At 71.8% G+C, this 11,928-nt stretch carries 13 protein-coding genes; 6 read left to right on the forward strand and 7 right to left on the reverse strand.

From position 1 onward, the window contains the following. The first annotated feature begins 17 nt into the window (after positions 1–17). Positions 18–410: a thiol-disulfide oxidoreductase DCC family protein gene (locus N5I75_RS03780; protein ID WP_476674249.1), complete on the forward strand. Its 393-nt coding sequence runs from the start codon at positions 18–20 to the stop codon at positions 408–410. A 9-nt stretch (positions 411–419) separates the two neighbouring features. On the opposite strand, the gene N5I75_RS03785 is transcribed toward N5I75_RS03780, so the two are convergent. Then, entirely contained in the window at positions 420–647 is a 228-nt protein-coding gene (locus N5I75_RS03785; RefSeq protein ID WP_476674251.1) for a DUF5133 domain-containing protein, read from the reverse strand. 122 nt (positions 648–769) lie between these two features. After that, complete coding sequence (locus N5I75_RS03790; RefSeq protein ID WP_476674253.1) at positions 770–1,735, reverse strand: alpha/beta hydrolase; 966 nt, start codon at positions 1,733–1,735, stop codon at positions 770–772. A gap of 277 nt (positions 1,736–2,012) precedes the next feature. On the opposite strand from N5I75_RS03790, the gene N5I75_RS03795 reads away from it, so the two are divergent. Then, positions 2,013–3,293, forward strand: coding sequence for an RsbRD N-terminal domain-containing protein (locus N5I75_RS03795; protein ID WP_476674255.1), 1,281 nt, complete (start codon positions 2,013–2,015; stop codon positions 3,291–3,293). On the opposite strand, the gene N5I75_RS03800 is transcribed toward N5I75_RS03795, so the two are convergent. Beyond that, complete coding sequence (locus N5I75_RS03800) at positions 3,262–4,527, reverse strand: GDSL-type esterase/lipase family protein (RefSeq protein ID WP_476674257.1); 1,266 nt, start codon at positions 4,525–4,527, stop codon at positions 3,262–3,264. The two genes, N5I75_RS03795 and N5I75_RS03800, sit on opposite strands and share 32 nt — an antisense overlap. Before the next feature lie 117 nt (positions 4,528–4,644). Next, on the reverse strand, positions 4,645–6,021 hold the full coding sequence (locus N5I75_RS03805; RefSeq protein WP_476674259.1) for an extracellular catalytic domain type 1 short-chain-length polyhydroxyalkanoate depolymerase: 1,377 nt from the start codon (positions 6,019–6,021) through the stop codon (positions 4,645–4,647). A 506-nt stretch (positions 6,022–6,527) separates the two neighbouring features. Between N5I75_RS03805 and N5I75_RS03810 the strand changes: the two genes are divergently transcribed. Continuing rightward, positions 6,528–7,568: a LacI family DNA-binding transcriptional regulator gene (locus N5I75_RS03810; protein WP_476674261.1), complete on the forward strand. Its 1,041-nt coding sequence runs from the start codon at positions 6,528–6,530 to the stop codon at positions 7,566–7,568. Here the strand turns inward: N5I75_RS03810 and N5I75_RS03815 are convergent. Further along, positions 7,565–8,803: a cytochrome P450 family protein gene (locus N5I75_RS03815; RefSeq protein ID WP_476674263.1), complete on the reverse strand. Its 1,239-nt coding sequence runs from the start codon at positions 8,801–8,803 to the stop codon at positions 7,565–7,567. The two genes, N5I75_RS03810 and N5I75_RS03815, sit on opposite strands and share 4 nt — an antisense overlap. A gap of 265 nt (positions 8,804–9,068) precedes the next feature. Here N5I75_RS03815 and N5I75_RS03820 point away from each other — a divergent pair, with 265 nt between their 5' ends. Then, entirely contained in the window at positions 9,069–9,935 is an 867-nt protein-coding gene (locus N5I75_RS03820; protein ID WP_476674265.1) for an AraC family transcriptional regulator, read from the forward strand. 30 nt (positions 9,936–9,965) lie between these two features. Here the strand turns inward: N5I75_RS03820 and N5I75_RS03825 are convergent, their stop codons facing one another. Next, on the reverse strand, positions 9,966–10,382 hold the full coding sequence (locus tag N5I75_RS03825; protein ID WP_476674267.1) for a CBS domain-containing protein: 417 nt from the start codon (positions 10,380–10,382) through the stop codon (positions 9,966–9,968). Here N5I75_RS03825 and N5I75_RS03830 point away from each other — a divergent pair. Beyond that, positions 10,381–11,160, forward strand: a complete 780-nt coding sequence (locus N5I75_RS03830) for an SDR family oxidoreductase (protein WP_476674269.1) — start codon at positions 10,381–10,383, stop codon at positions 11,158–11,160. The two genes, N5I75_RS03825 and N5I75_RS03830, sit on opposite strands and share 2 nt — an antisense overlap. Positions 11,161–11,219: 59 nt before the next feature. Then, the gene (locus N5I75_RS03835; RefSeq protein WP_476674271.1) at positions 11,220–11,447 is read left to right on the forward strand and encodes a hypothetical protein; all 228 of its coding nucleotides are present in this window, start codon (positions 11,220–11,222) and stop codon (positions 11,445–11,447) included. 124 nt (positions 11,448–11,571) lie between these two features. Here the strand turns inward: N5I75_RS03835 and N5I75_RS03840 are convergent, their stop codons facing one another. Further along, positions 11,572–11,832: a hypothetical protein gene (locus N5I75_RS03840; protein WP_476674273.1), complete on the reverse strand. Its 261-nt coding sequence runs from the start codon at positions 11,830–11,832 to the stop codon at positions 11,572–11,574. Positions 11,833–11,928: the final 96 nt, after the last annotated feature.

An 11,928-nucleotide genomic window follows, 5' to 3' on the forward strand; every position in this document is an offset into this window, starting at 1 on the left:
CGCGTCATGCTGGAAGCATGATGATTCAGCCCGCTCTCGTTTTCGACGGTGACTGTGGTTTCTGCACCACGTCGGTGAAGTTCGCCGAGCGGTGGGTCCGGCCGCGCTGCGAGATCGTCGCATGGCAGTTCGCGGACCTGGACGCGCTCGGCACCACCCAGGAACGCGCCGAGTACGAGGCGCTCTGGGTGACCCCCGCGGGCACGGTGTACGGCGGCTCCCGGGCCGTCGCCAAGGCGCTGATGAGCGCGGGCGGGGCCTGGCCGGTGCTCGGCGCGCTCCTCACGCTGCCCCCGGTGAGCTGGGCCGCGCACGGCGTCTACCGGCTGATCGCGAACAACCGGCAGCGCCTGCCGGGAGGGACGGCGGCCTGCGCCGTGGCCGGCCGCCGCCCCTCGGACCGGATGTAGGCCAGGCTCTCAGGCCGCCAGGAGGGAGTCGTCCTCCGGGCGGGCGCCGGGGAGGCGGTGGCGGGCGGCGATGAGGGCCGCGTCGATGTCGGCGGTGCCGGTCGCGATGCAGAGGGTGTAGGCCACGTCGTCCATGCGCTGCCGCACCGCTTCGCTGCCCTCGGCGGCGTTGAGGGAGCGCAGCGTCTCGTACTGCTGGACGAGGTCGGTCAGTACGGCGGGGTGGGCCATCAGCATGACGGGACTCCTTCGGGGTGCGGAGCGCGGGGCGCCGGGCGGGTCGACGCCCCAGTGCCCCCGCCCGTCACCCTCACACCTGCATATGCCACGTCAGATACGGGCCCGGTGGGCGGAGTTGCTCACAGGAGTTGCAGGCCGAAGCCGCGGCACTGCGGCTTGAAGTCCTTCGGGCCGTCGGCCAGGGCGTTCATGGTGATCTGCAGGGTGGGATCGTCGTTGAAGAGGCCCATGTGCCCGGCGCGGTCGGTGGGGCAGGCGTCCTGCAGGACCACGTTGTTCACGTCCTCGCCCTTGAGCGCCTGGCTCGTGTACGGCGTCACGACGGTGTCGTACTTCGTCAGCACGACCGTGTAGCGCGGACCGGCCGGGACGGTGTCGCCGTCCGCCCACATCTCACGGGTGTAGCTCGAGGTGTTCGTCTGCTCGATGACGCCGGGGAACTGCGCCACGTTGGACAGGTGTGTCACGAACCCCATGAGGTTCAGCTTCTCGCCCAGGTCGACGATGCCGTTGAGGTTCGTCCCGTGCGAACTCGGCGCCCAGCCGACGTACTTGTCGACCTTGCGCGCACCGTCCATCTTCTTCATCCACCACATCGGCACGCTTCCGCCGAGCGAGTGCCCGATGATGTTCACCTTCCCGGCGCCCGTCGACGCGCGGACCTTGTCCACGAACGCGTCGAGTCGCGCCGCCGACTCACGGTTCGGGCCGAGGCCGCCGATCCGGTTCAGGGACACCGACGTGAAGCCGTAGTTCATCGCGTAGACGCAGTACCCCGCGTTCTTCAGCCGGGGCGCCGCCTTCACGAAGTTCGCGCCGAAGTTGAAGAACGTACCGGGCAGCATGACGACCGGCTCCGGGTGCTCGGCGCTCGGCCGGCACGACCAGTCGTTGGCGCCGGGCACCGCGTCCGGCGAACTCACGTAGTTCCACAGCGCCTCCGCCACACCCCCCTCGCGCAGCGGGGCGGACTCCTGCGCCTGCGCCGGAGCGGCCGACGCGACGGTGAGGACGGTGGCGGCGCAGACGGCCGCCGAGGTCAGCCCCGCGCGGAGGGTGCGCGCGGACGACATGGACACTGGCATGGGGTCTCCCGAGTGCGTGGTGGGGTGGCGTGTCACCGCGGACTGCGTGTCACAGCCGACCGCGTGTCTCAGCAGACTGAGGGACCAGCCGCCCCACGGACCCCGGCTGTCGTCCAGACATCAAGGGCACCGTTTGTGACCCGTCACAAAGGAGGATCCGCTCCGAGACCTCGCTCACACCAGCCGCCACGCCCTTGACGCCTCACGCCGGGCCAGCGATTTTTGCTACCGCCGCGGAGGGAACGATCTCGGACCGGGCGGAAGGAAGGGCGGCCGCATGGACCACGGGAACGGCACGCCGGTGCCCCTCGCCTTCGACGGTGTCGTCCTCCACCAGCGCCTCAGCGACGCCCTCCCCGTCCTCGCGGGGCGCGTGCTCGAGCGGCTCGTCGACCATGTACCGGTCTACGACACCATGCCCGCCGAGCAGCTCAGGGGCGAGATCCGGCGCGTCGTCGAGCAGGGCATCGGCTCCTTCGCCGCCATGCTGCGCACCGGGCGGCTCCCCACGGACAACCACCTCCTGGCACTGCGGCAGTCGGCCGCCAAACGCGCGGAGGAAGGGGTGCCTGTCGAGGCCGTCGTGCGCGCCTACCACGTCGGCGCGCAGGAATGTCTGCAGCAGATGCTCGGCCACGCCACGGCCGACGACCTGGAACACGTACAGGCCGTCACCGTCCTGGTCCTGGAGTTCCTGGAGCGGATGACGGTCACCGTGGTGGCCGGGTTCTTCGCCGAGCGGCAGGCCGTCCTCGGCGAGGAGCAGTCGGCGCGGCAGGCGCTCCTCACCGCGCTCGTCGAGGGCGCGGACGCGGCGGGCACCGCCGCCCGCTGGGGCCTCGACGTGCCCCCGTGCTACCTCGTCCTGGACCTCGCCCTCGGCGCGCACCCGGACGAGGCGCTCGACGGGGTCAGCCCGGTCATCGCGGGCAAACGCAAACTGCGCCGCATACGTGTCGAGCTCGACCGGCACGTCGACGGCACCGTCCTGACCGCCCTGTCCGGTGACGGCGGCCTCGCGCTCGTTCCCTGCCGCACGGCACCGGACCAGGTCACCGAGGAGGACTGGGCACGGGTCACCGCCGCCCTCACCCACATGCGGCGGGTGGCGGGCGTCGACATCATGGCGGGTGCGGCCGCCGCCGCCCCCGAGGACATCCCCGACGCCGTGGCCCTCGCCCAGGAGGTGCGCCGGGTGGCGGCCGCCTCGGAGCGACCGGCGGGCCTGTACCGGCTCCCGGACGTGCTCCTGGAGTACCAGCTGATGCGGCCGGGACCGGCGCGGGACGAACTGGCGCGGCTCATGCGGCCCCTGGCGGCCCGCCCCGAACTCCTTGACACGGTGCGCGCGTATCTGCGGTGCGGGCTCAGCCGGCGCTCCACCGCCCAGGAGTTGTGCGTGCACCCCAACACGGTGGACTACCGGCTGCGCCGCGCCGCCGAGATCACCGGCCTCGACGTGACGAGCGGCCCGGACGCCCTGCGGGTCCGGGCCGCGCTCAGCGCTCTCGACGCGGCGGAGGGCGCTATCGGGACGTCACCATCGGCAGCGAGATGAAGTCGGCGAGCGCCTGCTGACCGGCCACGTTGACGTGGACCCCGTCCCCGGTGTCGTAGGCGGGGTTGATGCTGTTCGGCTTCACCGGGTCCTTCAGGACCTGGTCGAAGTCGAGGACTCCGTCGCAGGTGCCGGAGCAGTTCCCGTACTTCTTCACGAAGTCGCCGACCGCCTGCCGGTTCCGGTTGTCGGCGTCGGTGTAGCCGGGGCGCGGGGTGATGGGGGTGACGTAGACCTTGATGCCCGCCTTGTGCAGTCGGGTGAAGGTCGCGCGGTAGCTGCCGATGATCTGGTCGGCGTCGCACCCGGCCGCCAGGTCGTTGGTGCCGTAGTAGAACAGCACGGCTTTGACGCCGTGCAGCGACAGGACGTCGCGGTCGAGGCGGGCCAGGGAGTCCAGGCCGCGGACGTCGGCGCCCATGCCGGGGCAGTCGGCGTAGCTGGTGGTGCCGCCCACGCCCGCGTTGGCGACGGTGAACTGGCGGCCCGCGGGCAGTTCGGCGCGGATGCGGCGCGCGAGGTCGTCGGTCCAGCGCCGGTTGTTGCCCAGTTCGGTGCAGCCCGGACCGCATTGGGTGGATCCCGTGCCGTCCACGACGGAGCTGCCATAGGCGACGAGCGTGCCCTTGAGGCTGCTGTTGCGTACGTCGACGGCGCTGACCAGGTACGTCGACTCGGTCGTATGCGTGTAGGCGTCGCCGCCCGCGTCCCCGGTGCGGTCGCCCGAGCCCGGCGCGGAGAGGTAGTTGGTGCGGAAGGCGGAGCCGTGGCGGCCCGCGTCCGCCTGCCCCGACACCGACAGGGACACCGCCACATCGCCCTGGGCCCGGGTCCGCAGCGCGACCGGGTCGCTCCACACCTCGCCCCCGGCCGGCACCACGACTGCCTTGTGTCCCGCGAACGTGACCGACCGGGCCGGGCCGCGCAGCGCCGCGCTCGTGCCGTCGCTGTCCGCGACCGTGGCCGCGCCGATGGACAGCGGGCGCTCGGAGAGGGTGTTCTGCACCCGTATCCGCAGCGCGTCGCCGCCCTGGCTGAGGTGGCTGATCATCCGGACGGACTGATCGCGCAGCGGCGTGGACGCGAGGCTGTGCTGCGAGCCGGCCCACGAGGTGTGCCAGGAACCCTTGGCCGCGGGCCGGGCGCCGTCGGCACCCGGTGCGTCGGCTGCCGCGACGGTCGCGGTACAGGTCAGCGCGGCGGCGAGCAGTAGGGCCGATGCGGCTCGGAACATGGACGCTCCTTCGAGGTGGCGTGGTGGGGGAGAGGGGGAGCCATGGGCGGCATGAAAACACATGTGCCCCTGGTGCGAGTAGGGCGCGTGTGTCGTCATGCCGTCACCGAACGGCCGTCAGGACATGGGGTGTTGCCGGAAGAACTGCCACATCAGGTCGTTGGCGCCGATCTCGTGGGTGACCTTCCCATTGCCGTTGTCGACCGGGGTGCCCGGCCAGGTGTGACCGCCGTCGGAGACGGTGTAGAGGGTCACGTCGGCTCCGTCGCGGCACCCGCTGTAGGCGGTCCGGCGGACATGTGAGGTGACCTGGGTGGTGGCGGGTCCGGCCGTGCAGCCGTTCAGGGCCGCCCAGCGCTGCTGGGCGACGGGGACCGAGTAGCGCCAGGCGGTGCTGTCGCCCCCGCCGTTGTACGGGTTGGTCGCGTCCTGCTCACCGTGGAAGGAGATGACCGGCACCGCGCGCGACGGTGTGCAGGACGACGGATCCGGCCGGCTTCCGTCGGCGGGGTCGGGGCGGCCCGCCCGCAGCCCGGCCACGGGCGCGATCGCGGCGATCCTGTCGGCGAGACGGCAGCCGAGCGCCGAGGTCATGCGGCCGCCGCCGGAGTAGCCCGTCGCGTAGATCCGGGACGGGTCGAGGCAGGCGGAGACGGTGAGGGTGTCGATCACCTGCCGCAGGAAACCCACGTCGTCACGTGTGCCGCTCGGGGTCACCTGGGGGACGTTCCACAGGAAGCCGCTGCCCGCCGGGACCACTCCGGTCGGCGCGGCGACGACGAAGCCGTTCGCGTCGGCCGCCGGTGCCATGTCGCTGTAGGCGAGCTGCCCGGCCCCGGTGGACTGGCTGCCGTGCAGGTCGAGAACGAGGGGCAGCCGGGAGCCCGCCGCACGCGCGGGGAGGTGGACCAGGACCTGATAGGTGTGGCCGCCGTACGAGACAGGTGTGTTGTACTCGCCGCGCCCCAGGGCAGGTGTGCAGGTGCCGGGGGGAGTGGTGCCGCCGCCGTCGGGGAGGCGCCAGGTCTGCCAGGGGTTGGTGTTGCGGTCCCAGATCTGCAGCCGGGTGCCGTTGGCGGTGTTCCCGCCCGGGACGTCGAGGTAGCGGCCCGATTGCGGATTCTTCAGGTGCCCGTCCGCTTCGGCGGTCCACTGCTGGGCGCCGGACCCGTTGCACTCCCACAGCTGGACCTTGGTGCCGTTGGCGGTGGACTGCCCGGTGACGTCGAGACACTTGCCCAGGGCGCGCATCGTGCCGTCCGAACCCACGGTCCAGGACTGGGCGGCCGTGCCGTTGCAGTCCCACAACTGGACGGCCGTGCCGTCGGCCGACGACGCACCGGCCACGTCCACGCACTTGCCGCCCCTACCCGAGACCGGCCCGGCGACGGCGGTGGGGGCGGCGGATGCGGTGGGCGCGGCGAGTGCGAGGCAGGCGGCGAGCGCGGCGGCGGTCGCGAGGGACGCGGACCCTGCGGCCCCTGTCCGGAACATGCGGTCTCCCTTCGTGGGCCCCTGCGGGGCGGTGGTCGACGGCGCGGGGTGGTGCGGATCGGCGTCACAGTAGACCCAGCGGCCAGCTCTGTCCATGTACCGGTCAAGTCAGCTTCTGAGCCCTCTGTTTTGGGGAGGTGACCTCGACTTCGGCGCCTTTACTGGACCGTTTTATGGACGCGGCCCGACATGACGTCTACGGTGATCGGCGGCCGGACGAGTTCATGCCGCTGGATGCACCACCGGTACCGGGCGCCTTCACCAACCCCCGCGGGTCGTGCACAACCCCGCCAGGACGGAGCACACCACCGCCCTCAGCGCCCCCGGCACACGTGTGACCACCAAGGTGGCGCCGGGTGCGACCGTCACGTACACCTGGGGCCGCCGCCGACCCGCGTTCGCGCGGCCTCAACACCCCCGGCCCGACAAGGAGCTTCGTCTACGATGAGCCGTCCGCCGGCGCGCATCCGCCGGCCGCACCGACGACACGAAGACGGAGACTGGCGGTGAGCCGTACGGCAGACGCACCAGGCGCGGGGCGCAAGGCCACGATCAGGGACGTCGCCCGCCTGGCAGGTGTGTCGCCCTCCGCGGTGACCCTCGCCGTGCACGGCAAGCAGGGGGTGTCCGCCCGCACCAGGGAGCGGATCCTGGACGCCGCGCGCGAGCTGCGCTGGAGTCCGAACCAGGCGGCCCAGTCGCTCAAGAACCAGGCCCCGCACACCGTGGGCCTGGTGATCGCCCGGCCGGCCCGGATGCTCGGCCTCGAACCGTTCTACATGGAGTTCATCTCCGGCATCGAGTCCGTCCTCACCCGGCACTCCTGCTCCCTGCTCCTCCACCTCGCGGAGGCCGACGAGGAGATCGGGGTCCATCGCGAGTGGTGGCAGGGCAACCGGGTCAACGGCTGCATCCTCGTGGACCTGCGGGTGGACGATCCGCGGATCCCCGCGCTCTCGGCGATCGGGCTGCCCGCGGTCGTCGTCGGCGACCCCTCGCTCGCGGGCCCTTTCACCTCGGTGTGGACCGACGACGCGGCCGCGACGGCGGAGGCGGTGCGCTACCTGGCGGCGCTCGGCCACCGCCGGATCGCCCGGGTCAGCGGCCCGGCCGAGCTGGGCCACAGCGCGATCCGCACGAGGGCGTTCGCCGAGACGGCGCGGGAACTGGGGCTGCAGGCGCAGACCGTGCTCGCGGACTTCTCCGCCGACCAGGGCAGCCGGGCCTGCCGCTCCCTCCTCGTGTCGGCGGAGCGCCCCACGGCGATCGTCTTCGACAACGACCTGATGGCCGTGACCGCGCTGGGCGTCGCCGCCGAGTTCGGCCTGTCGGTGCCGCGCGACCTCTCCCTGCTGGCCTGGGACGACTCCCAGCTGTGCCAGCTCACCCGCCCCACGCTCTCCGCCATGCACCACGACGTCTTCTCCTTCGGTGCCGACGTGACGGAGACCCTCTTCGCGGTCATGCTCCGCAAGGAGGCCACGTCCCATCCGGCCCAGGCGCCCAGCCTGATACCCCGCGGATCGACGGCGCCACCGACGAGCTAGGGCCGGCCCTCCGTCTCCGGTCGCAGGATCACCGGCAGTTCCGCATGTCCGTTGGAGATGAACGACCCCGCCGAACGCAACGTCCCGGCGGGGACCGCGAGGGCGAGCCGCGGGAAACGGGTGAACAGGCCGCGCAGCGCCGTCTCGGCCTCCATGCGCGCCAGCGCCGCGCCGAGACACACGTGCACCCCGTGGCCGAAGGCGAGGTGGGCCTTGCTGACCCGGGCCACGTCGAAGGTGTCGGCGTCGGGGCCGTGCAGAGCGGGGTGCCGGCCGGCCGCCGCGTAGGACGCGAGGATCGCCTCGCCCTGCCGGATCACCAGACCGTCGGCCAGCTCGATGTCCTCGACCGCGTACCGCATGGGCAGATGGGCGACGGGCGCCTCGTAGCGCAGTGTCTCCTCGACGACGTCCGGCCACGTGTTCTTGCCGTCCCGGACGAGATCCAGCTGCTCCGGGTGGGTCAGGAGCGCGGCGATGGCCTGGTCCAGGAGGTTGACGGTGGTCTCGTAGCCCGCGCTGATCACCAGGAGCAGCGTGTCGAGGAGTTCCTGCTCGGTGAGGGCGGAGCCGTCGTCGTCGCGGGTGGCGATGAGTACGGAGGTCATGTCGTCGCCGGGCCGCGCGCGTTTGGCCGCGACCAGATCGGCCATGATCGCGTACAGCTCCTCGGTGTTCGCCGCGGCCTCCTCGGCGCCGAGCCGGGTGTCGAAGACGTTGTCCACGGTGCGGCGGAAGTCGCGCTGCGCAGGGCCGGGCAGGCCCATGAGTTCGCTGATGACCCGGATGGGCAGCGGGTACGCGAACCGCTCGCGCAGATCGGTGACCGCACCGGCCGGTGCGGTCACGAGCTCGTCGAGCAACGTGTGCGTGATCTCCTCGACGCGCGGCTGGAGCGCGGCCATGCGGCGCGCGGCGAAGGCCGGGCTGACCAGCCGCCGCAGGCGCCGGTGGTCGCCGCCGAACGCGGTGAACATGTTGTCCACGGCCACCCACAGGGCGAGGGGCCAGATTCCGACGATCTTGTCGGGGAACAGGGGCCAGTGGAGCCGGGCGTCCTTGGAGACCCGCGCGTCGGTGAGCAGCTGCCTGAGCAGGGCGGGGTCGGTCACCGCCCACGCCTCGACGCCGAGGACGTCGACGCGGGCGGCCGGACCGCGTGAGCGCAGCTCGGCGTCCTCCGCGTGCCGGTCGCCCGCGGCGGCGTCCAGGACAAGGATCTGCGGCTGGTGCATGCGAGGCTCTCCTCAGAACGCGGCTGAGTGGCGGACGTGCACAGCGGGCCGGTCACCGCCGACCCCGTACAACAGAGGAACAACTCGAGCGCGCAACAGCGTAGTTGGCGATCGCGAGCCGGTGAAGGGCGCTCAGCGGCGCACGACGGGAGGCGCGGGAGACGCGCACGGCCGCGCCGACCCGATGCGACCGGGCACGGATTGTCGGGTCCGGGCAGCCGGCCGCCGCCTAGCGTGAGGGACGTCGAAAGGAAGGAGGCCGGGCGTGCTGGAGCGGCTCAACCAGGCCCTGGAGTACATCGAGCGCCATCTCGACGAGCGGATCGACGTGGCCGAGACGGCGCGGATCGCCGCCACGTCGGAGTACCACCTGCGCCGGATGTTCTCCGCCCTCGCGGGGATGCCGCTGTCGGAGTACATCCGGCGCAGGCGCCTCACCGTGGCGGGCGCGGAGGCGCTCGCCGCACAGGAGTCGCTCCTGGAGATCGCGGTGCGCTACGGCTACGGGTCGGGCGAGGCGTTCGCCCGCGCGTTCCGGGCCATGCACGGGGTCGGCCCGGGCGAGGCCCGGCGCGGCGGCGCGGCGCTCGTGTCGCAGCCCCGGCTGACCTTCCGTCTCACCGTCGAGGGGAGCAGCAGTATGCGGTATCGCGTCGTGGACAAGCCCGACTTCACCGTGGTCGGGCTCAGGACCCGGGTGCCGCTCGTGCACGCGGGGCCGAACCAGGCGATCATCGACTTCGTCCGCGGGATCGACCCGCGGGAGCGTGAGCGCCTGGACAAGCTGTCGGACCAGGAGCCCCGGGGCACCGTCGCGGTCTGCGACGACCTGGACCCGAGCCGCGCCGAGGGCACGGAGCTCGACTACTACCAGGGGGTCGTCACCTCGGCGCCCGCCCCGGAGGGCACCGTCGCGCTGGCGGTGCCGGCCGGTACGTGGGCCGTCTTCACCACGTCGGGGCCGGCGCCGCAGGCCATCCAGGAGCTGTGGCGGGACGTGTTCACGGAGTGGTTCCCGTCCAACCCGTACCGCAGCAGGCCGGGACCGGAGATCCTGCGGACCGACATGTCGCCGGACGGGACGCATGCCGACGCCGAGCTGTGGCTGCCGGTGGAGCGCGAGCAGCCCTGACGGCGTCGGCCGGTGCGCGGGACGGGCGGGTCAGTCCGTGGAGAGGGCTTCGACCAGGCGGCCCGCCTGCGGTTCCTTCAGCGCCCGCGCCGCGTCCGCGAGGGCGACCATGCCGACGAGAGCGGTGCCGTCGATCACCGGAAGGCGCCGCACCTTGTGCTGCGTCATGGTCGCGAAGATCTCGTCGGCGCCGTCGTCCGCGCCGATCGTCACCGCCTCGCCCTGGGCCAGGGTGCCGGCCTCCACCTCGGCCGGGTCCAGCCCCTCGCCGAGCACCTTCACGACGATGTCGCGGTCGGTCAGGACACCGACGAGCCGGTTGTTCTCCCCGCAGATGGGCAGGGCGCCCACCCCGTACTCCTTGAGCTTGTGCGCCGCGTCGCGGACGCTCTCGTGCGCTCCCACGCACTGCGCTCCGCCGGTCATGATGTCGCGCGCCGTAGTCATGGTGTACAGCCGTCCCTTCGTCACGTTCGCGGATGTCGTGGGTCTGCGGGTGACCGTGCGGGCGCGGGCTGAAACAGGCGATTTCCGTGGAAGGGCCCCGTGGGCGGGAGCCGCCTGTAAAGAGATCTTTGCCTGGTCGCCCGGTTTCGTCCGCTTCGCTCCTGGTCACGCGACGTGTGTACCCAGTGCAGGCGACACCAGCCGACGAGGAGGTCAGGACCGTGGTCCAGTCCCGTGGCAACGACAGTGCCCCCGCCCAGGAGGAGCAGCAGCCCGTCCCGCCGTACCGGTTCGAACGGCAGGAGCGGCCCGGCCTGGAGGCCGTCTCGACTTCGAGGAGTTCGACAAGGTCTTCAAGGTGAACGTGTACGCCTACTTCCATCTCCTGCAGGCGGCGTTGCCCCACCTGGGCCACGGCGACTCCGTGATCGCCACGGCCTCCGAGGAAGGGCTGAAGGGCAGCGACATGATGATGGACTACGCCGCCTCCAAGGCAGCGCAGATCATCTTCACCAAGTCGATCTCCGCGCACCTGGCCAAGCGCGGCGTCCGCGCCAATGTGGTCGCCCCGGGACCCACCTGGACCGTCCTCAACGTCGCGGGCCAGCGCTTCCCGGACGACTACCTGGAGAACCTCGGCAAGACGGACCCCATGGGGCGCGTGGCCCAGCCCGAGGAGCTGGCACCGGCCTATGTGTACCTGGCGTCGGACGCCGACTCGAGTTACACGGTCGGCGAGGTCGTCGCCGTCACCGGCGGCATGACGGACAGCCGCTGAGAACACGTGGAGACGCTGGTCCGAGGTGTCACACGTGCCAAGGTGAGCACTCGGTGCCCATGACACATTGGAAGATCGCCATCGAGACGGAGAACGAGGGCGGCCTGGTCACGGCCGTCGAGCCGGACGCCGTCGCCCACGCCTTCGACGTCGACGGCGGCGAGATCCCGCACCGGGTCTCGTCGCCGTACGCCCTCAAGCAGGACGTCGACTGGGAGATGCCGCTGCAGCGCGGCAAACGCTGCCCCGTCTGCGCGGACACGGTTCCGCCGAGCAGGGAGCCCTGACGGGCGCCGGCCGGGGGCGCCGGACCGGCCGGACGGCCTGAACGGCCGCCGCCACGACCGTCGGGGTGCCGACGGCTCGGGGCGAGCGACCGCTCAGGAAACACTACGTGCGAGACCGGCTTCGTCAGTCGTTGTCGAAGTCGTAGCCCTGCTCCCAGTGGAAGCCGCCGGCGCTCTCGTGGCCGGCCGCGGCCATGCCCATGTTGGTGACGCCGAGCGGGCCACCGACGTTGGACGCCCACTGGCCGGCCGCGTGGCCCTCGTTGTAGTAGACGCCTTCGCCGCGCGAGCCGCCGTCGTCGTCGGAGTCGGCCATGGCCGGACCGGCCGCCAGGAACCCGGCGAAGGTGGCGACGGCGAGAGCGGTTGCAATGCGATTCAGCACAGTTTTCTCCTTGTGTGCGAGTGGAGTGGATCCCTTACACAAAAAGCCGTTCTGAGCTGCGCCGCATCTTCTCTGGACCACTTGGCTGACCCCGCT

This window comes from Streptomyces sp. R818, from assembly GCF_056172735.1.